The sequence below is a fragment of the Geodermatophilus sp. SYSU D01186 genome (assembly GCF_054050215.1).
Window position 1 is genome coordinate 73,864 of the sequence record NZ_JBJGYW010000009.1, and the last position, 23,099, is coordinate 96,962.

At 69.3% G+C, this 23,099-nt stretch carries 16 protein-coding genes; 9 read left to right on the forward strand and 7 right to left on the reverse strand.

The window, feature by feature from the left end; genetic code table 11:
* Positions 1-10: 10 nt before the first annotated feature.
* Positions 11-1,261: a CaiB/BaiF CoA transferase family protein gene (locus ACI784_RS09075; RefSeq protein ID WP_457013214.1), complete on the reverse strand. Its 1,251-nt coding sequence runs from the start codon at positions 1,259-1,261 to the stop codon at positions 11-13.
* A gap of 45 nt (positions 1,262-1,306) precedes the next feature.
* A complete protein-coding gene (locus tag ACI784_RS09080; protein WP_457013215.1) occupies positions 1,307-1,738 on the reverse strand; it encodes a MaoC family dehydratase in 432 nt (143 codons plus the stop codon).
* A 211-nt stretch (positions 1,739-1,949) separates the two neighbouring features.
* Between ACI784_RS09080 and ACI784_RS09085 the strand changes: the two genes are divergently transcribed.
* Together ACI784_RS09085 and ACI784_RS09090 are read left to right on the forward strand one after the other, a co-directional pair.
* Positions 1,950-2,774 (forward strand): IclR family transcriptional regulator, encoded by an 825-nt coding sequence (locus ACI784_RS09085; RefSeq protein WP_457013216.1) that lies wholly within the window; start codon positions 1,950-1,952, stop codon positions 2,772-2,774.
* Between the two features lie 255 nt (positions 2,775-3,029).
* Positions 3,030-3,713 carry a site-specific integrase gene (locus ACI784_RS09090; RefSeq protein ID WP_457013217.1) on the forward strand — a complete coding sequence of 228 codons (684 nt, stop codon included), beginning with the start codon at positions 3,030-3,032 and terminating at the stop codon, positions 3,711-3,713.
* A gap of 324 nt (positions 3,714-4,037) precedes the next feature.
* Here the strand turns inward: ACI784_RS09090 and ACI784_RS09095 are convergent, their stop codons facing one another.
* A complete protein-coding gene (locus ACI784_RS09095) occupies positions 4,038-4,676 on the reverse strand; it encodes a hypothetical protein (protein ID WP_457013218.1) in 639 nt (212 codons plus the stop codon).
* Between the two features lie 544 nt (positions 4,677-5,220).
* Here ACI784_RS09095 and ACI784_RS09100 point away from each other — a divergent pair.
* Positions 5,221-5,976, forward strand: coding sequence for a hypothetical protein (locus ACI784_RS09100; RefSeq protein ID WP_457013219.1), 756 nt, complete (start codon positions 5,221-5,223; stop codon positions 5,974-5,976).
* A 171-nt stretch (positions 5,977-6,147) separates the two neighbouring features.
* Here ACI784_RS09100 and ACI784_RS09105 read toward each other — a convergent pair whose 3' ends face one another.
* Positions 6,148-7,011 carry a hypothetical protein gene (locus ACI784_RS09105; RefSeq protein ID WP_457013220.1) on the reverse strand — a complete coding sequence of 288 codons (864 nt, stop codon included), beginning with the start codon at positions 7,009-7,011 and terminating at the stop codon, positions 6,148-6,150.
* A gap of 171 nt (positions 7,012-7,182) precedes the next feature.
* On the opposite strand from ACI784_RS09105, the gene ACI784_RS09110 reads away from it, so the two are divergent.
* The 3 genes from ACI784_RS09110 to ACI784_RS09120 are packed head-to-tail and all read left to right on the forward strand — an operon-like array spanning position 7,183 to position 12,997.
* Positions 7,183-10,221 carry a hypothetical protein gene (locus tag ACI784_RS09110; RefSeq protein WP_457013221.1) on the forward strand — a complete coding sequence of 1,013 codons (3,039 nt, stop codon included), beginning with the start codon at positions 7,183-7,185 and terminating at the stop codon, positions 10,219-10,221.
* 5 nt (positions 10,222-10,226) lie between these two features.
* Positions 10,227-11,882, forward strand: a complete 1,656-nt coding sequence (locus tag ACI784_RS09115; RefSeq protein ID WP_457013222.1) for a hypothetical protein — start codon at positions 10,227-10,229, stop codon at positions 11,880-11,882.
* Positions 11,879-12,997 (forward strand): hypothetical protein, encoded by a 1,119-nt coding sequence (locus ACI784_RS09120; protein WP_457013223.1) that lies wholly within the window; start codon positions 11,879-11,881, stop codon positions 12,995-12,997. The genes ACI784_RS09115 and ACI784_RS09120 overlap by 4 nt, the downstream gene beginning before the upstream one ends.
* 409 nt (positions 12,998-13,406) lie before the next feature.
* Here the strand turns inward: ACI784_RS09120 and ACI784_RS09125 are convergent, their stop codons facing one another.
* From ACI784_RS09125 to ACI784_RS09135, 3 genes are all read right to left on the reverse strand, one after another.
* On the reverse strand, positions 13,407-13,799 hold the full coding sequence (locus tag ACI784_RS09125) for a nuclear transport factor 2 family protein (protein ID WP_457013224.1): 393 nt from the start codon (positions 13,797-13,799) through the stop codon (positions 13,407-13,409).
* A 333-nt stretch (positions 13,800-14,132) separates the two neighbouring features.
* Positions 14,133-14,912, reverse strand: a complete 780-nt coding sequence (locus ACI784_RS09130) for an MOSC domain-containing protein (RefSeq protein WP_457013225.1) — start codon at positions 14,910-14,912, stop codon at positions 14,133-14,135.
* A 288-nt stretch (positions 14,913-15,200) separates the two neighbouring features.
* Entirely contained in the window at positions 15,201-16,490 is a 1,290-nt protein-coding gene (locus ACI784_RS09135; RefSeq protein ID WP_457013226.1) for a hypothetical protein, read from the reverse strand.
* Between the two features lie 474 nt (positions 16,491-16,964).
* Here ACI784_RS09135 and ACI784_RS09140 point away from each other — a divergent pair, with 474 nt between their 5' ends.
* From ACI784_RS09140 to ACI784_RS09150, 3 genes are all read left to right on the forward strand, one after another.
* The gene (locus ACI784_RS09140) at positions 16,965-17,795 is read left to right on the forward strand and encodes a hypothetical protein (RefSeq protein WP_457013227.1); all 831 of its coding nucleotides are present in this window, start codon (positions 16,965-16,967) and stop codon (positions 17,793-17,795) included.
* Between the two features lie 590 nt (positions 17,796-18,385).
* Positions 18,386-20,053: a sigma-70 family RNA polymerase sigma factor gene (locus ACI784_RS09145; protein WP_457013228.1), complete on the forward strand. Its 1,668-nt coding sequence runs from the start codon at positions 18,386-18,388 to the stop codon at positions 20,051-20,053.
* Entirely contained in the window at positions 20,046-23,093 is a 3,048-nt protein-coding gene (locus ACI784_RS09150) for a helicase-related protein (protein ID WP_457013229.1), read from the forward strand. The genes ACI784_RS09145 and ACI784_RS09150 overlap by 8 nt, the downstream gene beginning before the upstream one ends.
* Positions 23,094-23,099: the final 6 nt, after the last annotated feature.

The window sequence follows — 23,099 nt, forward strand, 5'->3', positions numbered from 1 at the left end:
GGTCGCTCTCCTATCGGGTCGGGCTGACGGCGGTGGTCGCTCGTGCGAGCCGCCGTCCGGTCGGGTCGGGGGAGCCGAGCACACCTGCCGCGCGGAGCGCGGCCAGACGCTGGGCGTCGATGCCGAGTTCCAGCAGCACCTCGTCCGTGTGCTGGCCGAGTGCGGGGGGCGCCTGCCGCGGGTGCTGCCGGATCGCCGACAGGTGCAGCGGCGTGCCGACGGTGCGCACCGGCCCGTCGGAGGTCTCGAGGTCCCAGAACATGTCGTTGTTGCGCAACTGCGGGTGCGCGAGCAGCTCCTCGTAGTCGTAGACCGGGGCGCACAGGATGTCGGCTGCGTTGAGCCGGTCCAGGCAGTCCTGCACCGTGTGCCGAGCGAAGACCTCCTCGAGCAGCGGCATCAGCAGCGCGCGGTTCTCGCGTTCGAGGTCGGGGGTGGCGAACTCCGGTCGGCGACTGAGGTCCTCCGCACCGAAGGCCGTGCAGACCGAACGCAGGGGTTCCTCACGGAAGAGGCCGACCAGGGTGAACCACCCGTCAGCGGCCCGGAAGACGCCCGCCAGGTACTGGGTCGCGAAGTTCGGCTCGAACCGCCGCATCGTCCACTGGGTGATCTCCTGCATCTGCGCGGCCACCATGGTGTCGAGCAGCGAGACCTCGACGTGCTGCCCCGTGCCCGTGCGCTCACGGTGCAGCAGCGCCAGCAGGATGCCCTGGACGAGCACCATGCCGGCGGTGAAGTCCGCGAAGGAGACCGGATGCAGGCTGGGCCGGCCGGACTCGTCGCGGGCGTGCATCGCCACGCCGGACACGGACTGCGCCAGCATGTCCTGCCCGCCCCAGGCGGCCAGCGGCCCGGAGGAACCGAAGCCCGATCCCGACGCGTGGATGAGGCGCGGGTGCTCAGCGGCCAGCTGCTCGTAGCCGAGGCCCAGCCGCTCCGCCACACCGGGCCGGAAGTTGTGCACCAGGACGTCGACCTGACCGACCAGTTCGCGGATGAGGTCACGCCCGGCCGGACTCTTCAGGTCGACGGTCACTGATCGCTTGTTCCGGTTGAGGCAGAGGAAGTAGGCGCTCTCCCCACCGTGGGTATTGGCCATCTGGTCGATGCCGCGGATGAGGTCACCGACCTCCGGCCGCTCGATCTTGATGACCTCTGCGCCGTGGTCGGCCAGCACCTGGGTGGCGGAGGGACCGAACATCACCTGGGTCAGGTCCAGGACGCGCACCCCGGTCAGGGGCAGGACGTCGTCACTCATGGGATCACCTTCGTGTCTGGCGCGGCGTGGACGACGGAACGGCCGTCACAGGAAGTGGAGGATGTGCCGGGCAACCGCGACCGTCTCGCCGTCCTGGTTGGTGGCCTCGACGGCGGACACCGTCCGACGCTGGTCGTCCAGTCGTTCGGCGATCTCGTAGCGCACGGTGACCGTGTCCCCGATGAACAGCGGCTTGACGAAGCGCACGCGGTCGTAGCCGTAGGAAACGGCCAACCCACCGAGCTTGTCGATCATGAGCGTCGACGCGGTCGACATGAACCCAACGGTCAGCACACCGTGGGCGATCCGCCGTCCGTACTTGGTCTGCGCCATGACCTGCTCGTTGACGTGGTTGGCGTTGAGATCCCCCGTGATGCCGGCGAAGAGGTAGACGTCGGACTCACCGACGGTCTTGCTGAACGTGACGTGATCTCCGATCGTCGCCAGCCCGAACCCGTCGCGTGCGTCCTGCGTCATCTCGGGTCTCCCCTCATCGTTGGTGGGCCGATCGAGTGGCTGTCCCGATTCGGCCGAACAGGCATCCCATCCCGTTGGGTGGAAAAATAGTCCTGCATGATGGAAGACGTCAACCGCAGTCGGGGGCGGCAGCCCGTCCCGGAGCGGGAACCGCGGTAGCGTCCAGGAGGAGGCGGAGGGTCATGACAACGTCCGCGCTAAGGAGCAGCTCGTGACGGATCAGAACGTGGGCGCCGCACGAAAGGCGTTCGCGGTGCTGTCGCAGCTGGTGGCCTACCGCAACGGCGTGAGCCTCACCGAGCTCGTGGGCGATCTCGGGTTCGCGCCCTCCACCGTGCACCGGTTGTTGCGAGACCTCGTGGAGACGGGGTTCGCCGTCCAGGACCCGCTGACGAAGCTGTACTGGGTGGGGCCCGAGATCACCAGGATCTCCCAGCTGCGACCCCAGGACGATCTGTTGCGAGCCGTGGCCCGCCCCCATCTGCAGGCCCTGGCCCGGAAGACCGGTGAGACGGTCTTCATCTCAGTGCTGGAGGGCTTCGAACTCCTCTCGGTCGACTGCGTCCTGTCGGGGCAGCGACTCCAGATGTGGGGCCAGCCGGGTTCGCGGGGTCCCCTGCACGCAACCGCTCAAGGCAAGGCGATCCTGTCCAGCCTGCCGCCCGACGTGAGGGCCCGGATCGTCAGCGCACTGCCCCTGGATCGCTATACGCCCCACACGATCCAGAACGCCCAGGAACTCCTCCAGGACCTCGAACAGACCGCCGAGCGAGGCTTCGGGATCAACAACGAGGAGCGCGACAACGGCTCAGTCTCCATCGCCGCCCCCATCGTCCTGGCCGACGGCACCTTGATTGGTGCGATGTCGATCGGAGCGCCCCTGCAGCGGCTGTCCCTGGAGGAGATGATCAAGCGGTACAAGGACGATCTGGTCACCGCGGCGCAGCGGATCGCGGACCGGATGACAGCCCTGTACGCCCCGGCCGACGGCAAACTCAGTCTTCTCTCAGGTGACGGCGAGGTCTCGCGGGGCTGAGAAGGCGTCGCGGAAGCAGGTCGTCGGGTTCTGGTCGGCGACCTGGCATTCCCGCCTGGCCGCCGCGCGGATCGTCGTCGTGAGCCCCATTGCAGCTGAACGGCGTCGCCCGGAGCACCGCTGACGCGCTGACCATCCCCGAGGACACCTCGGTCGACCTACGGGTGCAGCTGCGCCGCGGCGTCGAGCTCGCGCCGCTCCCCCGGCCGGGCATCCCGAGCCCTACCGCCTGCTGGAGGAACTCGAGGTCATCGCGTGACGCTGGTGGCACAGGGCAGCCGCTGGGCGGCGGCCGTGAAGCACCTCCGCGTCGAGCGCAGGGATGCGCCCCACCTGACCGCGGAGCAGTCCCAGGCGCTCCTTGAGACGATCCGGGGCGACCGGCTGGAGGACCTGTTCCGGGTGCTGCTGGCCACCGGGCTTCGCCGCGGCGAGGCGCTGGCCCTGCACTGGTCGGACGTCGACCTCGGCGACGGGACGCTGCGGGTGCGCTGGACCCTCGTCCGCACGTCCCGCGGGCTACGGCTCGACGAGCCCAAGACCGACAGATCCCGCCGGACCGTGCCCCTGCCCCGGTCGGCGATCGAGGCGCTCCCAACGCAGCGGACCCGGCAGCGGGACGAACAGCTCGCCGCCGCGGGGGTCTGGCAGGAGCACGGCCTGGTGTTCACCACCGAGATCGGCACACCGCTCGAGCCCCGCAACGTCCTGCGGCGCTTCGAGGTCCTCGCGGAGCGGGCCGGCCTCCGCGGCGTCACCCTGCACACCCTTCGGCACTCCGCCGCGAGCTTCCTGCTGGCCGCCGGAACCCACACCAAGGTCGTCCAGGAGCACTTCGGGCACTCGTCGTACGCCATCACGGCGGACATCTACAGCCACGTGGGCCCGGCGCAGCAGCGGGAGGCGGCCGAGTGGCTCGACCAGGCGCTGCGGTGGTGACCGTGGCAGCCCTGTCGGCCGCGTTGCTGTAGTCATGCAGGAGGCGGGCCAGCCTTCTCGGCCGACCCGCCTCTGACCAGCGGTTTCCCTGTCGGGCTGACAGGATTTGAACCTGCGACCCCTTGACCCCCAGTCACATCCGAGGGGTTCCCTGCGGTTCACCAAAGTCGAATCAGCGCAGGTCAGCGGCCTCGGATATCCATCGGCGTGCGGTACGGTTCACCGTCGTTCCGAGCGCGTTGCTGTATCCGTTGCTGTATCCCTCCCCTGCACTCGGGCGTGTCGCCCCATAGCACTTTTGTGCCTAGACCGCGCCGAACAGGGTCAGTCGCTGCGGCTCCAGGTCCCGCAGTCGTCGGTGGAGAACGCCACGTCGGTCGGCAGAACCTCGGCGTAGGCCTGCCCGTCGGACCATTCCCAGGCCAGCACGGCGTCGGAGTCACCGCTCACCGCGCTCAGCCGCTTCCACATGCAGAACGAGCCCCCGGCGGAGCGGTACAGACCCGGCTGAATGTCGCTACCAACCAGGTACGTGCCGTCGTCGAAACCGTCGCTGACGTCAGGGCCGCCGGCAGTCACTGCTGTCCACCGGCCGCAGCCGTCAGTGGAGAACGCCACGTCGGTTGCCAGCACTTCGGCGTAGGCCTGCCCGTCGGACCATTCCCAGGCCAGCACGGCGTCGGAGTCACCGCTCACCGCGCTCAGCCGCTTCCACATGCAGAACGAGCCCCCGGCGGAGCGGTACAGACCCGGCTGAACGTCGCTGCCAACCAGGTACGTGCCGTCCCCGAAGCCAGCCGGCTCGGGCGTCGGCGCGGCTGTCCCGGTGGCAGGTCCCGCCCCAACCGAAGGCGCCGTGGTTGTTCCTGTCGCGTCGGATGACTCCTCGGGGGAATTCCTGCCGCCGATGAGTGCGCTGACGAGGAGGAGAAGTACCACGGCGGCGGAAATCACTCCCAGCACGGAGTACTGCGGCCGGTTCGGCGGCGGACCTCCGAACGGCTGCGGCGGTGGTCCCCAGCCCGGCGGGGGTCCCTGTGGAGGCGCCGGTGGCGGCCCCCAGCCCGGCGGCCCGGCGGGATTGCCTGCCGGTGGTCCCCAGCCCGGCGCCGGCGGCGGCCCCCAGCCCGACGGCGCAACTGGTGGAGCCCAGGGCGGCTGTGGCGGCGGGTTACCGGGCCCGGACATGCGCTCTCCGTGCGGGGTGCCGTCTGCCGGCCGCTCCATCCGCTCAGTCCTCCCGCATGTCGATACCGCCGCGGCAGTATCCGCCACCGGTTCGCCGCCGAACCGCCATCGCGCAGGTGGGTCGCTCGAACGGGGGCATCGGGATCACCGCAGCGGCCGGTGACACACGCAACGGTTGCCAGGCCCAACTCCTCCCCTGGTGGCCACCTCGGCCGGGTGACGCCGTCGGTGGGCGGCTTGACCTGCGCGTTTGAGGCAGCTGACGCTGAGGGCGGACAAGCAACGCGGAGGGGGACGCCGGGTGGCGCGCAGGGCGGTCTTGGCGACGGCAGCATGGGCGGGGGCGATCCTGCTGGCTGGCTGCGGCGGCGACGCCGCCGCAGAGGCTGGATCGGACGCTGCCGCGCCGACCAGTAGCAACATCGCACCGACGCCCCGAACGTCGAGCAGTGCACCCAGCCCGACGCCGTCGGCCACCCCCACGCGCACTCCGGCGGGCCCGGCGATCACCATCGCCGAGACCGGCTGGTCCTACGACTCCGAGTTCGACACCGTGTCCTGGGGCGCGGTGCTCGGCAACGACGGGACGGACTGGGAACTGATCGAGGTGTCCGCGACCGCCGTGGACGCCACCGGCTTCGCGCTGGGTACCGGGCAGGTCACGGTGCACCGGCTACCCACCGGTCAGATGGCAGTCGGCGGCGGCATCACCGACGCCGTCGGCGTCACCGACGTGCAGGTCACGATCTCCGACCCGGGTGTGTCCTATCTGGCCAACTACCCGGCGGAGACCGGGACGGTCACCGCCACCACGCAGATCCGCGGCGGGGTCGGCTTCGACGCTCAGGTCAGCGCCACCTTCACCTCCACTCTCGCCTGGGACGTGAAGAGTGGGAACCAGTACCACCTGCTGTTCCGCAACGGCCAGGGAGGCATCGTCGGCGGCGCCGGCGGCTACCTTCCGGCCGGGATTCCCGCCGGCGGCCAGGCCACCATGTCGCTGTCCGACTGGCTGCTGGTGCCGACCGGCACCATGACCGTGGAGACCTACGTAGACGTCTTCCGAGGGTTCTGAACCAGTGCCCCAGTGCCGTCAGCTCAGACGCCCGCGGCACCAGCTCAAATTTCCACACCACGCCCGTTCGACGACCCGTCCTGAGCGTATGGTGTCTCAAGAGTCCTCCTTGTCGGCTCCCGGCGTGGTGAACGCCGACTCGCCGCCGCGGCGCCTTACGGTCTTTGCAGGTCAGGGACCGGGTGCCTGCTTGTCCCTCAGCTCAGCATCCGCACTGTCCGCACATTCACCACGGCGTGCACCATCAGTGCGGAGAGTCGATGCTGCGTCGTCGGAGCGACTCATTGGGCTTGCAGTGGCGAGTCGAGGTCGGTTCGCGTGCTCGAGCACTTCGTGGTGGGGCACTTCAGGACGCTCGGCAGAGCGAATCAACCAGGCCACGCGACGCTTACGCCTATCGCCGCGGTAGTCGAACACATGTATCAGCCAGCACATCAAAAGTCCGCCCGCGATGGCCACTCCCAAGGCCCACGGGGATGCGTCCTGTTCGGTGTCCTCGTTCAGAGCTGCCGAGGCGAAGCCCTCTCCTGCAGCTGGGAGCACGGCTGCGGACAGCACGTAGAGCCAGCCGGTGGTGGCCGCGGCGTACACGAGCGCGAGCCCGCGGTCATGCCAGATAGCGACTCCTGCCAGGCGAAGGCGGTACGGACGCTCGCTGAAGAGCCCCCCCGGGACGTCGCTCTCAGCGGGATTGGAGCGGCGCAGGCCGATACGCTCCTCCACGACCTTCGCACGGTGTACCGCGGCCCCGTAGAGCTGGGAATTGCGCAGGTCGTAGACGAGGATCCCCACGGTCGCCGACAGTCCGACCAAGGCCAGACCGATGGCATCCGCCCGGCTACGCCCTTCCGCCACCACGACACCGATCGCGCTAACCGTCGGCACGAGTGCAAGAAGCTTGAAACGGACGTCGGTGAGCATCCGCACTATCTGAACCGTCTGCTCGTAGTCCACCCGCTGCAAATCTTCCGCAGACCGGGCTGGTCCGACATCGGGATCCGCTTCGCGATCAGGGCCGTCGGGCAGGTCACCCATCGCACGACGGTAGCGCTTGTCCGGGGACGCGTCTTGAGCTCGACGGTGATGAGTACCTCCTGGCCGAAGGCATTACGCAGGAGGACCGCCCTGTCGACGTAGTCCGGGCATCGCCACGGCCGGCGACGAAACGGGTTCCGAGACGAGAACACCAGCATTACCGTCAGTTCGGTGGCGGCGGAACTCGATCTGTTCAGCTTCGTATTGATCCGGGACGCGGAGCAGTCGCGGAGACACCCTTACACCACCATCCGCGACGTCACCCTGGACGTCGATCCCCCCTACGGCTATCTCAACGACCGTGATCCCTTCAGCGCCGGTCGTACAGGCATCGCCGGCCCGGTCTACGACGCGGTCTTCTGCTGGACGGGGACGCGCCAGCGTCGGATGGAACGGCTCCAGCACGCTGCGCTGGATCTTCTTGCGCCCCTCGTCGCCGATTGCCCCGGGATCCCCGACCCGCCGGGCGGACCCGCCGACCCTTCGCTCATGCTCCGCGCGCTCCGCGAGGCACCCGAATCCATACTCGTCGACCCACGCGGCAACCTTGAGCCGCCGCAGAGTGCCCCGTGGCGACTCAGCCCCGCGGCCCGTCCCACAGCGCCGACCGCGCTCATCGAGTTGATCGGCGACGCGATCGCTGCGACCCTTGCCGCGGCGTCGACGCCATCGCCGCCCCCGACCGACCGGCAGAAGGGCCGCCCCGACGGTCGGGACCAAGACATCGACCGCCTCGTCGAACGGATTCGGGCGCTACTCGGCGACATCGACTTGCTCGACCTCACGACCGGCACCAACCCGCTCGTCGAGTGGCGCCGGGACCTTCTCGACCGGCTGCACCTCATCGTCGTCCTGCAGCGCTGGTACACCGTCGACGCGTCGCCGTTCATCGCGGCGTTGAAGGTGCTGAGCGTCGTCGAGGCACTTGCCAGGGACGCGCTCGTCCTGCGGACACCGCGACTGAGGTCCAAGGCCGAGCTGGACCGCGTGGGGGCGGTCGCGTTCGCCGAGTACACGACCTCAGCGCGGGGGCTGGTCACCTCGTGGGACCGCAAGTCCGTGCCGGCGGGGTTCCCCAGGATTCGAACCGTCCGAGATCTGTCCACCTTCGTCGACAGTCTGACCGTCTCCGTGCACCCGTTGTTCATCCGACTGTTCGACGTCCTCGAACCGCTGCGCCTGCGGCCGATCGGCATCGGCGACCTCAACGTTGTCCGTGATGAGCTGGTTGGATACGAGGCGCTCGAGATCGCCGACATCAATAACGTCATGAAGGGCGAACGGCGGAGCAGGACCAGTAAACGGCTGGAGAGGTCCGAGGAGTCCTTCAGTACCGACGAATCAACCGTGACCGAGTCGTCGACCGAAACCGTGCGCGACGATCGTTCGAGTTTGAAGTCCGCCATCGAGAACGAGATCGCCTCTGCCCTCAAGGTCAACGCCGACGTCTCCTTGAAGGTTCAGTACGGCGACGCCGCCACTCTCAACACGACTGGCGGGATCAACTACGGCCTCGACACCAAACGCCGTGAGTCCGTCGGCACGGAGTTCGCCCGCAGCGTCACCGCGAAGGCGGCATCGCGAGTGGAACAGCGCATTACGACTGCCCGCTCGACGAAGCTCCTCACCGAGACCACCAACACCGTTACGTTCTCCTTCGACAACACCGCGACGAACGGCAGGAGGCCGGAGGACGTCTCTGGCATCTACACCTGGGTGCGCAAGAGGTACCGGGCACAGGTGTATTGCTATGGGCGGCGGCTCATGTACGAGATCGTCATCCCCGAGCCCGCCAGGCAGCTGGTCGCGATGCTGCGGGCGCAAATCGAGGAGAGCATCCAGCTCCCCCGCAAGCCAGCGGACCTCCAGCTGGAAACGGTCACGCTCGACTTCACCGCCGCCGAGGTCAACGACACGTCCTACCGGATCCTCGCGTCCCAGTACGACCTGAGTGCTCTCCCGCCACCCCGGAAGACAGCGTCTGTGCGCGTAGCCGGCACCTCGAACGGCGGATCGTTCGCGCAGGTCGTCGACGACGGCAAGCAGAAGTGGCGGTCGTTCGGGGCCTCGTTCGGCCACGACCTCGACGGATACGAGATCGTCGACGTCACCGTCACCGGCGAGTACCGCGGCGAGTTCGACGGCGGCCCCGCGACGCCATCCCCGAATGAGGAGGAGAACAACAAGCTCCAGGTCCGGATCGAGGGCCAGACGATGGTGGACCGGAACTTCGGCAAGGTCCGGTATAACGCCCTTGACGACACCGTCCCGGCGGCTACGAGCGTCGTGCTGTCCGGATCATCGGCCTCGCTGTCGATCGATGTGTACAACTGCCAGAGGTTCTCGCTCGCGTTCTGGCTGCGATTGAAGCCGTCCGCCGCGCTTATCGAGGAGTGGCAGAACGCCGTCACAGCCGCGGTACGGGCGGCGAAGCAGCGCGAGGTCGATGTCCGCAACACCGAGGAGCGGTCACGCTACCTTTCCGAGACTCGTGACTACCAGAGCGCGCTCGACGACATCGAGGCGCTCGCCCTCGACGACTTCCTAGCAACCATCTCGCCCGGTAAGGCGGAGACCATGATCCGCCAGGAGCTCCGCCGGATCGCGATCGGCTACCTCACCCGCCCCTTCGACGGTCAGCCGGGGGACGAGTTCTCCGCGGACGTGCTCGCGACGGACGACGTCGACATGGACGTAGCACCGTTCACCGTGGACAGGACGGTCCCGACGGCCGCGTTCGCGACGGACAAGAAGCACCCGGTGTCGCTGACGCGGGTCAAGTTCGCCGAAGCGGCCCGTCGCGGGAGGTTCGTCCAGTTCCTCGAGCAGGCCTTCGACTGGAAGAACCTTTCCTACATCGCCTACCCGTATTATTGGGCGCATCGGAATCGGTGGCTGGACAGCGTTTCCCGGACCGCGCGCAGCGATCCGAAGTTCGAGGCGTTCCTGCAAGCCGGCTCGGTGCGGGTGCTGGTCCCGGCGACCGCCGGGTACGAGGCGGCATCGCTGATGTTCGCAGCCAGCGGGATTCCCTGGCTGGGCAGGGAGGCCCCCACGATGGCCGATCCTCTGTTCCGATCGGTCGCCGACGAGGTGCGCGCGTCGACCCAGGACGACGGGACGCCCGTGGGCGACCCCTGGGAGTACACCCTCCCCACCGATCTCCTCTACCTGCACGACAGCAGCACCCCGTTGCCGCAGCCCAAGTGACGCGCGTGGACCTGCTCAGCGTCGGCACCGCCTCCCCCGCGCCCGGCTCGCTCCGCACGCTGTCGGGCCGGGGTGGGCGAGCCGAGCCGCTCCCGCCGGTGACGGCAGCGGACGATCTCTTCGCCTCCTACGCCGACCTGGTCGAGCGCTACGTCGACGGCGCTCCCGCCGGGCTCGGCCAGATCACGCCGCACCAGCTGGTGAACCTCCAGGATCGCGCGCCGTTCGACGGCGGTCCCCCTGTCGAGCTGGACGGGTTGCTGCTGTCCCACCTCCTCGAGCTCTACCTCGTCGACGGGTGGGCTGGTCTGCGCGCGTACGACGAGGGGTGGCGCAAACTCACGGAGAAGTCACCTGCGCCCGGGGGGACCAGCGACGCTGAGGCCTCGCCGGAAGCGACACCGGTCGGCAGGGATTTCTACGCCCTAACCCGCGAGCTGATCACCGTCGCGATCAGCAACGCGCTTGAGACGATCGCATCCGCCGCGAGCGTGCTTGTGCAGGGCAAGCTGAGGTCCTGCCTCGACGCTGTCGCCGCGGCGAGTGCGACGTTCGGCTTCCGGCCCGGCGACCCACCGACCGTGGACGCGTCTCTGCCAGCGACGAAGGCCGCCGTCACAGCATTCCGGGAGGCCGAACGCACCGGCCGGAACTTCGTGTATGCCGCGCACGCCTATGCCGGCATTTCGGAGTTGAAACCGTCCTCGATACCGGCGCAGGGCGCCGCGCTCCCCAGGGCCCGCGAAGACGCGAGACGGGCGCTGGACCGGACGCAGCAGGAGTACGCCGTGGCCTTGCAGACGCTCATAGAGATCGCCCCGTTCCTGGCCGGGCACGTGAGACCGGAGCCCGGCAAGGTAGGTCTTCGGTCATCCGACGAGGTCACGAAGCTCATGGCGAAGCTGCTGGCCCACCTCGAGGCACGGCTGCGGTCCATGCAGGGCGAAGCACTGGACGCGGCCTCCGTCCTGCCGTACCGGTCGGTCACCGGTGGCAAGGGGTGGCTGGGTACCTATCCTGCGGAGGCCGCGAGCGCCAGGGGGCTGACCCCGATGCCCGTCCGGGGTCCAGAAACAGCGGTGATCGAACTCGCCGGTGCACGCTCGGCCGCTCCGGTGTGGTCCGCGGTCACGTCGCCCGACGTGCTCGACCTCCTCGTCACCGACGAGCGCCTCGGCGAGCTCGAACGGCTGGTTCTGCAGAGGCTGCGGGTTGAGGTCGCCACGCTCCACCCGGCTGCTCCGGCCAAGCCTGCCGGGGAGCAGCAGCGAACGGTCGGCGCTGACGATCTGGCCGGCGCGATCATCGGGTTGGCCGGGCTCGCCGTGCGCACCGGCGCCATGATCAAGGCAGGAGCCGTCGTCGCGGGGCTCGCCCTGGCGAAGGCCGTCTTGCTGTACGTGCAGATGTACCGCGATCTGGACGACGCCGAGATCCAGTCCGTCGTCACCGCCGCCGGGCCGACCGACTACCTCTACGGCTTCGGCGTGATCCAGGGGCGGCGTGACGAGCTGACGAGAGAGGTCGCCAGACAGGTCGTGCGCTCCGCTGCGGAGTTCGCGGCCGGGAGTGTTCCGCTGTTCGGGCCGGCGTTGCGTCTCTGGGGAGCCACCCAGGACGCCTACGTGGTGGTGACCTACGTCCGGGAGTCCGTGCGATGAGCGGCGGCTTCCACCGACCGGTCACGCGGACCCAGAAGCTGTCCACCGAAACGCTGCTCCGTAGAGTCAGCGAACGGCTCGACAAGCTCACCGCCGAGCTGACATCGGCCGATCTACCCGCCGCTCGCGCAGCGCAGGCCCGAGCCGAGCTCGACGCACACACGGCTTCCGTGGCCCGCTTCCTCGTCGAGGCGCAGACGTGGCGGGACCGGCGCGGCAGGACCGTCAATCCGGTGACGAAGCAGTCCTACAAGCCGGCGCGACTCAGCGCGGACGTGCGGCGGGCGGGTGTCACCGCACTGGAGAGGGCGCTGGCGGACCTCGGAGCATCCCCGGCCGAGCTGGCCGGCAACGACCTACGCAGCGTCGCCGGCTTCATGATGGACTCCCTGCTGGAGTCGGGCGCCCTGCGGTCGTCCAGACAAGCGCAGTTCGACGACGTCATGCTCGGCGGCTTGATCGAAGCACTCGTCCGTCGCGTAGTCCTGTCCCACCTGCCCGCCGACCTGGCCCCGACGGCAGTAGCCGCGATCGAGGGCAGCGGACTGCGCCGTGCAGGCGGCGGCCCAGTGGTCACCGGGAAGGTCAGCTCGTGGCACGTGTACCTGCTGTCGCGGACCAGGCTCGGCGCAGGGCGCGGCAAACAGTTCGCAGACCACACCATCATGCTGGGTTGCCAGCTGGTCGACGGCAGCAGCTGGGACGTACCGCTGTTCGGCGTCGAGGTGAAGGCCCCGGGAGTCGTGCAGAAGGCGGCGCCACAGGTCGCGAAACAGCCCGCTCGGCTCGCTGACCTACTCGCCGATGGCTTCCTCAACGGTGTCGACGAGCAGAACCGGTCGGTGAGCATTCCGGCCGGTCGGCTGCTAGAGAATCCGGACCTGAGCGGCATCGGCCTAGCGCCACGCGGGCGCTGGCTCAAGGCGGGGGCGGCGCACCGCGACTACTCGACAAGGGCTGGTGGTTCTCCGAGAGTCGTTCGCGTCTACGACGCGACGATCGACGAGAAGCTCGTCCGATCCGTGGTCGACGCAGTCGTCTCGGGCTGGGACCTGGCACGACGCTCGGCCCAACTGCGTACGACCCCGCAGATCCTCGGCACCGGCCAGCCGTGACCAACTGGGCCGTGCCGTCCCGCGGGAACGGCAAATCTTCGTCGGCGCCAGGCACCCAGTCGACGACATCGGCCGCTGGTTCCCGTTTCGGTCGCAACTAGTCATAAGTTCAGCCGGTTGAGCCGTGTGCGTATGTAGCGTGTCGCCCCTCGGATATAGCCCCTCGGTGTTAGTCCAACAGCTGAACGCGCTCGGCGCGGGAAGGTTCGCGGCACTCGGTTCGGTAGCCGCTTCAATTGTCCGCGCCGCCCACACCAGCGTGTCGTAGATGTTCGTCCGTCCTCCACGTCGGCAGAAGGTAGTGACGGTGCAAGTCGTTCGGGTACTGGTCCGCCGCGGGGTGCGGCGCGACGTCCGGGCGACAACGCGGCCGCCCTCTATCAGCTCCACGATGGTCGGCGCGAGGTCCCTACGTGCTAGCGATGGGCTTGTTGAACCACATCACGCACCGCCAAGCGTCACCCTGCCGCTCGAAAAGGCGGATGTTCCGAAACGCTCCATCAACATCCCGCCCTCCGCGACGCCCTTTGAGTGCGACCACGGCCACCACCACGGCCTGCGAGTCGAGAACGTTCACCGAGACCACCGTCGTCTCGATCCGCTCTGTGACGTTTCCCGGATCCGCCAGGCCCGCGAGGAACTGCGCCTTCGTCGCGATCGATCCATCGCTCCTCCGGAAGGACAGGCTGTCGTCGAGGACGGCGGCGAAGCCCGCGGCGCCTCCGTCCCCGGCGAACTCCCATTCCCCGAAGCGGCGGTTCAAGGCGATCAGCTCTGCTGCATCTGATCTGACTTGCTCCATCGCCGTCGTCTACTCCATCGACCCCGGCCGGGACTCCTGAGCCGGTGCCCGCACGCCGCCGCCGCATTCGGCGCCAGGCGCGTCGTAGCCCTCCGGTCACACGGAGGGGCGGAGCGTCATGCTCGGGCGGCAGCGGCCCGCTTACGACGCCGGTGACGAGCACCGCGACCACCCGTCCCCGCCTGCCTGGCCGTCGGGTACGTGCTCATGGAGCGCTCGCCGACCTAGAGCTGGATGTGCGCCAGCTCCGTCGCCAAGCCGAGGCCACCCGTCCAGGCCGGGGGCTCGAGGCTCGCGAGAAGCAGTGAGGACGGCGAAGACGCCCCAGGTCGGTCAGCCGACGCGCAGGCAGTCGCCGACCGCGACGGTCCCCGGCTCGAGCACCTCGCAGTACCGGCCGAAGGTCGCCCCGACTCCGAGCTCGGAGTGCCGGCGGCCGCGGTAGGCCGTAATCAGGCGGAGCGTCTGCAGGTCGACAGCACCGGAAGCGGGGTCGCGGGTGGTGGCCGCGCAGCGCTTCACTGGGCCACCGACCCGCATGACCGCGCCGCCGATCCGCAGGGGCGTGCCACCCCACGAATCCTCGAGCTGCGGCGTGCCGCCGGAGAACTCGATCAGCATCCGGAAGCGGCGGGGATCGATCCAGGCGAGGCCCGACCGGCGTGCGAGCTCGGCGACGGAACTGCTGCCGAAAATCGTCGCGGGGTGCACGTCGTAGGCGGACTGCCGGGCCTGCACGAGGCGGACCCGTTTGCCGAGCAGATCGGAGAAGAAGGTGCTCCACTGCGGGCCCGCCACGACATCGGCGCCGATGGTGCGCAGACCCCACATGTCGGTGTCGACGGCGCAGGCGGTGTCGATGGTGCCGGCACACAGCACCTCGTCGCCGCGAACGACCACGAGGCGGCGGCTGTCCGGGTCCAACCTCGCCGCCAGGGACAGCAACGCGGCGTTGGCGGTGCAGCTCTGAAGCCGCCCCTCCTCGTCAACCAGGAAGAACTGCCGGTCGCCGACGGCACCGTGCGTCGTCAGCTCGATCGAGGAGGGATGGTGCAGCGAGAGACCCTTGATCGGCGTGGTCGATAGGCGGACGACGCGCAGTGCGGCCAGCATGCAGGCACCCTTCCACGCACGCGCCGCGGTGCGGCCGGAACGGACAGTGGGGTCCCGACCCGAGGGGGCACTCCCGAGGACGATTGCCGGAGCACACCAGTGTCCGGCCCGATGGGGTCACTTCACGCCAGCCGCTTGAGCGCCGTCCGCCTAAGTCTTGCTCGACACGGGTCCACGCCACCCCGAGGACAACGACCTCGCCGAAGTCGGGCATGTCCGTCGGAGGCCGAACCCGTTCTCGGACCTCAGGACCAGCCAAGTGAACCGGGGCAGCCCCCTGCGCCGGTCCTACTGGCTCGGGGGTTCCACCTGCCGCCACAGGTAAGAGTGGGGGTCGGACCACTCGCGGCCGATGTCCGTGGGGCAGCCCACAGAACTGTCCAGCACGCAACCCACGAACTTGCAGGCGGAGCCCGTGCAGTCCGACGGAAGCAGCTTCCCTGGCTCCGGCATGAGGTGTGCAGCCGCCTCGTTGCCCGGACGGGGGACGGAGCCGCCATCGAGTCCGAACAGGGCGACGCCGGCGTCGTCGGCCCAGCGGCGCGCCTGGCGGGTGAAGCCCGCCGGGGATATCACCGCAGCGCGGCTGGCGGTCACGCTGGCCTGGCCCTGCACACGCTGGACAACGGAGAGCCCCGCGCTGGAAGCAGCAGAATGCAGATGGACCAGCAAGTGCTTGCCGCTGAGCTGAACGCTCTTACCGGCCTTCTGGGGTTGCACATCGGTGAAGCCGCACCAGTGGAACCAGCTCGATAGGGCCTGATGGTCGTCGAGCTCCCCGACATAGAAGTAGGACCAACGCGGCGTGGGTGCGTACCGCCACAGCCGTCCCCACTTGTTGGAGGTCCCGCCGTCAGCCGCCCACCACTCCAGGAGCAGCCCCGCTAGGTCGTCGACCGGCAGCTCGCCGAGGGGCATGTCGGGCCTGGGTTCCCGGACGTGGTAGCTGGCGAACCGCAAGTCCATCCGTCCTCGGGACCCCAGGTCGTCATGGACCTCGAGGTCTGCGGTCCAACCGAGCCCGGGTCTCAGCGCAACCTCGACCTGCGCTGCTTCCGTCTCCTCCTGCAGCACCAGCCTCTCCGAGTGCCCGCTGTCCCTGACCAGCTTGTTGCCCTCAATGTCAGGTGTGAGGGCCCGGGGCACCTGGATGTCTCCGGCTGGCACCCCGAGCGCGACGAGGGTGTCCGCGAGCCCGGTGATGACGGAGTGCTCGGCCCGGCCCCAGCAGTAGGGGCTGAGCAGCGAGCGCCGCTCGATGCTCGCCCGGGCCGCCTCCGCGGCGATGTCGAGAAGCGTCGCCGGCGGAGTCTCCAACGGCCACGCGGTCAGCTCACCGGGCTCGTGCGGTCCGAGCGGACGCGCAACGCTCCAGGCACCCCTGCTGTCGAAGAACAACATGACCTTGCCGCCGGCCGGCAGCGGGATCGCGAGGTACAGGAGCGGGGCCTGGGCGTCGTGCGTCACCTCCGCCTTGAGGCCGAGCGGATCCAGCCGCGCATGGAGGTCCAACCCCAGGGCTTGGAGCTCGTAGAACCGCATCGCCGAGGCCAGCACGTCCCCCGGCAGGAAGCTCACGAGTCCTCTGCCAATCCGCGCGGCGATTGCCCGACCGGTCGAGTCGTCACTGCCGCAACCGTAGATCCCGGCAGGACATCGACCCTGAAACGCCCGTGTCGCCTGGGCAAGACGTGCACGAAGCGCCTGGGCGGACAGTCGGGTGACCACGGTCGGCGGCAACGGCTTCGGCGATCGCGGGCGGGTCCGCGAGTCGCCGGTCATCGCCGCTGGCCAAGTCCAGGGCTCAGGCATGATCGTCAGCGGACGTGGGGCCAGACTCGACGGCGCCGTTCGCGCAGCGGAGAGAAGGACAGCGGCGGCTAGGACGAGTGCAGCTGTTGATGCTCGCATCGTGACGCAACGAGATCGCGCCTCGGTTTGTGGACTTACGAGTCTCGGTTTCGTATGGTTTCGTCACGCCGCAACCCACGCCAGGCCCAACGGCTGGCACCTGCGGCTCTACGGGGTGTCTACCAACGGGGATTCTTTGCCATGTCCTTCTGCGCGGCTGCCCGCCGCTCCATGTTCACTGCCGCCGCGGCTCTCCTCTGCGTCGGCGCATTCGCCTCTGCCGGCAGCGCGGCTCCAGCGCCCGACGCGGGCTCGTGCAAGAAGGGCGGCTACGCGAACTACATCGACCCGGTCACCAGCAAGCCGTTCGTGGACCAGGGTTCTTGCGTTGCGTTCGTTCGTCACGGCGGCGTCCTCCAGGGGCTCCCGGACCTCTCCGCGCTGAACGTCACCTTCACGGCCGAGCCCTGGGCGCAGGCGGGGATGTGCAACGTCGTGATGGAGGTCTCCGGTCTTCCCACAGCGGGGACCACCTCGACGGAGTGGTTTGTAAATGGCGTCTCGACCGGTTCGGGTGGAGCAGCCACCGGCCCGGTGGCTCGCTACTCCATCGTCGTCGCCGAGGGTGACGTGGTGGGGCTTGCGATCGGTGGAGAACGACGCTTCGAGTCCGGTCCAGTCATCTGCGCGCCTGAGCCGCCTCCGGCGGACGCCCAGCCGCAGATCACTATCACTGATGCGCCGGCACAGTCCCTGTCCGGGAGCTTTCAGCTCGCCGGGTTCCAACCCAATGAGACGGTGCACGTTTACGTCGTCTACACCCAGGGGCGCGACTTCTACGGGTCTGGGCAGTTCTTCGACTACGGCAACTTGAGCCTGGACTCCACGGGCTCTTCCCTTGTCCACGCGACGGGTGGTGACTTCTGCGCGGCCTTCCCGCTCTACGTGGAGGCTGAGCGTGCTGACGGCAGCATTCTTCGCAGTGCGCTGTGGACCGCGCCCGAGTGTGTGACTACACCACCAGGGGCTTGACCGCGGCCGGGCTCAGCCCAGCGCGGCAGCAGTAGCGGCTCCCTGACCGCACAACTGCGCTCGTCTGATCACAGGCTTGCGCGCAGGCGGTGGAGGGGCTCCTGTGGCGTCCACGGACGACGCCCCCCTCGGGCCGCACATCGGCGACGAGACCTCCTGACAGTCACCCTCGGCGGGCCGGTGTGGGGGCTGTTCCGCACACACCGCCAGTATCGGCGGCTGTCTCGACATCAACCGACGGAGCCTCGAACTGTCGCACCGCCGTGTCACCATGCGTCTGCGTTCAGTGACGCGCCCGTATCAGAACTTGTCAAGGTTGGGGGTCCTGTGGAGACGAGCCCCGGTGGTCGGTGGTTCGCCGAGGCCCGCGCCCACTGCGCCCGCGCGATCTTCCGTCACTCGCCTCGAAGCGGTCGACCTGCCCGCGTGCAAGCGGTGACCGCGGGTGCGGCCCGTTGAAGGGACAACCGGGGCGGGGTCGCTCAGGCGCCGTCGGCGCAGCCGTCGATCACTCGGGCGCCCTGAAGGCTGTTCGGCGGGATCTGCTGGACCTCGCGCGAGTGCTCCAGCGACTTCCATCGTCCAGTGAGGTGCACGCCCTGCTGCGACGCCACGGGGTGGACCCTGAGGCGCTTGGCGGCCTGCGCGCTCTGTCCCACGCGCTCGCCGCGCCCCCGGTGCCACGCTCCAGGCCAGCGCAGACGCAAGGAGAAGCCCCCCTCCCCAGGCCGGCTGCGACAGCCGGGAACCAGCCTCTCTCGTCACCGTCCGCCCCGGCCCCCCGCGTAACCGCCGCCGGCGGCGAGCCCCCGATCGGTCTTACCCACCATGTCCTCGCCGCCCCTGCAGTCCTCGAGGTCGGTGAGGGCACGCTGGCCCCATCAGCGACCGACGGTGACGACTGGAACGACGAAGATCCCTTCTCCTCGGGTTCACCAGCGCGTCCGGCGTTCAACCTCGGCAGTGACCCTGCGGTCGCGCGCGTTACCGCCGATCTGCATGACGACTACGAGCGGTCCGGCACGCTGACCCTGCTCGACGTGACGACGCTGGCCCAGCGGCGGGGCTTGTCCAGCGACGGAGTCGAGGACGTGCTGCTGCGACTCGCCGCACTCGGCGTCGAGCTGAGCGAGCAGCGCCGCGAGCCGAGGTACGACGGCGCCGGTGACCTGGACGGGGGCCGCATCCGTCGCCAGGTCGGCTCGGTCGAGCGCGACCAGTTGGGTGCCTATCTCGCTGCGGCGTCTCGGATCCCACTGCTGACGGCGGAGCAAGAGGTACGCCTGGGCCGCGCCATCCGCGCCGGGCAGGAGGCGCTGCGGGCCCTGGCTGCCGACGACGTCACGTCGTCGACGCCGGGGGGGTCGAGACGGCGGTATGCGCCCATCATCGAGGCCGGTCGGCGGGCTCACAGCGAGCTTGTCTGCGCCAACCTCCGGCTCGTCGTCAGCATCGCCAAGTTGCCCCGCTACTCCCGAAGCGGGGTCGAGTTGCCCGACCGCATCCAGGACGGCAACACGGGCCTGATGCGGGCGGCAGACAAGTACGACCCCGAGCTGGGTTACAAGTTCTCCACCTACGCGACGTGGTGGATCCGCCAGAGCATCGACCGGGGCGCCGGTGACCGTGGACGGGCCATTCGCCTGCCGGTGCACATGTACGACCGGGCCAAGATGGTCCGAGCGGCCAAGGCCCGCCTCGAGAGCCAGCTGGACCGACCGGTGACGCTCGGCGAGCTGGCCGCCGACCTGGGCCTGGAGGCCGGACGCGTCGCCGCCATCCTCACCTGGTCCGAGCCCGTGCTCAGCTACGACACCCTGGTCGGCGACGAGGAGGACACTCCGCTGCTGGATCTCCTCGCCGGCGACTCCCAGGACGCCTCCTGCGCCGACCCCGCCACCGTCGTCCTGGCCCGGCAGCTGGACAGCGATCTGGCGGCCCTGCTCGCCGCGGTGCTGAGTCCACGTCAGGTCGAGGTCCTTCAGCGGCGGTACGGACTCGACGGGCGGGACGCATCGACGCTGGACGACATCGGGGACCACCTCGGGGTCACCCGAGAGCGCGTCCGCCAGATCCAGGTCAAGGCGATGGAACTGCTCCAGGCCGATCCCCGCGTCGACGCCCTCTACGAGTACCTCGTCGACCACGCCCTAGACGGCGTCCTGGCATCCCCGCTGGAGCCACGCGAGACGGCCGCACCCAAGCCACGTGCATCCCGGAAGCAGCCCAGGAAGGCAGTCAAGAATCCCCGTGCTTGAGCCGCAGACGTTCACCGAGGCAGCCACCAACTTCACTGCCTGGCTCGACCAGCAGGTCACCATCGCCGGCCGCGGAGACGGCACGCACCGGCTCGCCGTGGCCCCGGCCTCCACGTTCTGGATGGGGCGGCTCGCCACCGAGGAAGAGGTGATGAACAGCGCCCTGGGCCAACGGGCCGAACGCCTCGAGCCATGCGCCATCGGCCTCCGGGTCCGCCCGACCGGTGAGGGGCCGTGGCACTTCGACGTCAGGGTCCAGGCGCGCGCATGGATGTACGAGGACCCGAAGATCACGTCCGACCCGGATCGCCCCTGGGTGCGATCCCCCGGCATCGATGTATCGGTGGCCGTCGACGTCGACCCCGGCGGCGCGCCGTTCCCGTACGGCGCCGACGCCCTACGGGACGCCTTCGCGGCCGCGGGTGCCACCGGCCTGTGCGCCGAGGTACGGGTGGACATCGAGAGCTGGAACGGAACACCCGAGTTGGTGGTGCAGCTGGTCAACAGCAGCCCCGCGCAGCATCCGCAGCTGCTGGACACCCACCTGTACGAGACCGCCATGCAAGTCACCGGCCTGACGACCGTGCCGTTCGAACTGGAGGCCCTGCCGGACAGCTTCCGGTACGACCGGGCGGTGCCCGCCTACGGGATCAACGTCGGCGTCGCGCTGCTGCCCGCAGGCGGCTTCGGGACCACGGACACGGTGGAGGTCACCACCCGCCGACCGGAGTACTGGACGAGCCGGCAACCCGCACCCGACCTCACCTTCACCACCCTGTCGCAAGACCCGCTGCCCTCGCTCCAGGCCCTCGTCGACGCCCTGGCCGGCTACTTCACGGACCAGTGGGCCCCGCTACTGGACGACCACCCCGAGTGGGACGCACCGATGCGCGCCGAAGCAGAAGACGCCCGCCGCACCGCCGCCCTGGAGCTCGAACGACTTCGACGCGGCCTACACCTGCTCCGCAGCGACGCCACGGTCCGCCGGGCCTTCCAGCTGATGAACGACGCCATCGCCCACAGCGCGGCCGGCAAGTACGACAGCTGGCGCCCCTTCCAGGTCGGGTTCCTGCTCGGCGCCCTCAGCTTCCTCGTCGACGACGGCGAGGCCGACGTCGTCGACACGGTCTGGTTCGCCACCGGAGGCGGCAAGACCGAGACCTACCTCGGCCTCCTGGTCACCGCGGCGCTGCACGACCGCATGACCGGCAAGACCAGCGGCGTCACCGCCTGGTCGCGCTTCCCGCTGCGGCTGCTGTCCCTGCAGCAGACACAGCGCTTCGCCGACGCGCTCGCCGGTGCGGAGCTGGTCCGCCGCCGTGAACGCATCAAGGGCGCCCCCATCAGCCTGGGCTTCCTGGTCGGCTCCAGCAGCACACCGAACAGGATCGTCAAGACGGCCCGACCCGAGACGGCCGACCTCGACCCCGACAGCCCCGGCATGCCCGACCGGTTCCAGGTCCTCATGCGCTGTCCCTTCTGCCGAGGCACGCAGGTCGGCATGCACTTCGACCGCCGCCTGTGGCGCCTCACCCACCAGTGCGCCAACCCCGACTGCCCCTGGCCCGACCCCGCCCTCCCGGTCTACGTGGTGGACTCCGAGCTCTACCGCTACCTGCCGACGGTCGTCCTCGGCACCCTGGACAAGGCCGCCAGCGTGGGCATGCAGGCCGCCATGCGCGGCCTGGTCGGGCCGCCCGTCGCCCTGTGCAACGAGGCCACCCACGGCTACACCTACACCGCCCGGTCGGCCACGCCCACCGGCTGTCTCGTTCCCGACTGCACCGCCGGCGTGCGCCCGCTGCCCATGCCGGCCGACCGGTATGCACCGACCCTGCGGCTGCAGGACGAGCTCCACCTCCTTCGGGACAGCCTCGGCGCCGTCGACAGCCACTACGAGAGCCTGCTGGACCACCTGCAGGACGCACTCGGCAACCGCCCCGCCAAGATCGTCGCCAGCAGCGCCACCCTGACCGGCCACGACCATCAGGTCGACGTCCTCTACCGACGCAGCGGACGGGTCTTCCCCACCCAGGGCCCCGTCGCCGGAGGATCGTTCTGGACCCGCCCCGGTGCGATGCCCCTGCGTCGCTTCGTGGCCGTCGCCCCCCGAGGCGTCACCCTCGACCACGTCAGCGACCGGACGCTGGACGTCCTGCAGACCGCCGTGCGACGTCTCGCGCAGGACACCGGCGCAGTCTGCGCCGAAGCCGGCGTGGACCCGGTACACGCCGATCGCCTGCTGTCCTACTACGGCACCGACGTGGTGTACGGCAGCACGCTGTACGACGTCGAGGCCGCCACCCGCAGCCTGACCAGCAACACGAGCATCCAAGGGCTGCAGGCCGTCCAGCTGACCGGCGGCACTGACTTCGACGACGTCCGCGGCATCCTGGAGCGCCTCGAGAACCCCGAGGCCGACTTCGACGACCGCATCCACGTCGTCGCGGCCAGCAGCATGCTCAGCCACGGCGTCGACGTCGCCCGCCTCAACGTGATGGTGATGCTCGGACTGCCACTGTCGACGGCCGAGTTCATCCAGACCACGGCCCGCGTGGGACGCACCTTCCCGGGCCTGGTCTACGTCCTGCACAAGATCGGCCGTGAGCGAGACGCGGCCATCTTCCGCCAGTTCACCCAGTACGTGACCCACGGGGACCGGTTCGTGGAGGCCGTCCCCGTCACCCGCCGGAGCCGTCGGGTGCTGCGCCTGACGATGCCCGGCATCGTCGAGGCCCGCCGCCTGGCGGTCATGGAGCCGGCCTCCCGCGGACGCCTGACCACCATCACAGCCCTGCGTCGCTACTTCGACGACGCCGGCATCGGCGCGGCCGACCAGGCGGCGGCCATCGCTTCGCTGCTCGGCTTCGACGGTCCGATCGACGAGGCACTGCGCCAGGAGATCGGCCGGTGGCTGGACAACTGGTTCGCCAACCTCAACGACCCGGCGGGCACGCGCACCTGGCCGAACGAGCTGGGCGCCTCGGCCCCGATGACCAGCCTGCGCGACGTCGAGGTCAGCGTGCCCATCCGCGACTGACCCCCC

Coding starts and splice junctions, on each gene's coding strand:
- ACI784_RS09120 (WP_457013223.1), top strand. CDS start 11,879: ATGAGCGGCGGCTTCCACCGACCGGTCACGCGGACCCAGAAGCTGTCC.
- ACI784_RS09075 (WP_457013214.1), bottom strand. CDS start 1,261: ATGAGTGACGACGTCCTGCCCCTGACCGGGGTGCGCGTCCTGGACCTG.
- ACI784_RS09130 (WP_457013225.1), bottom strand. CDS start 14,912: ATGCTGGCCGCACTGCGCGTCGTCCGCCTATCGACCACGCCGATCAAG.
- ACI784_RS09080 (WP_457013215.1), bottom strand. CDS start 1,738: ATGACGCAGGACGCACGCGACGGGTTCGGGCTGGCGACGATCGGAGAT.
- ACI784_RS09140 (WP_457013227.1), top strand. CDS start 16,965: ATGTCCTTCTGCGCGGCTGCCCGCCGCTCCATGTTCACTGCCGCCGCG.
- ACI784_RS09105 (WP_457013220.1), bottom strand. CDS start 7,011: ATGGGTGACCTGCCCGACGGCCCTGATCGCGAAGCGGATCCCGATGTC.
- ACI784_RS09125 (WP_457013224.1), bottom strand. CDS start 13,799: ATGGAGCAAGTCAGATCAGATGCAGCAGAGCTGATCGCCTTGAACCGC.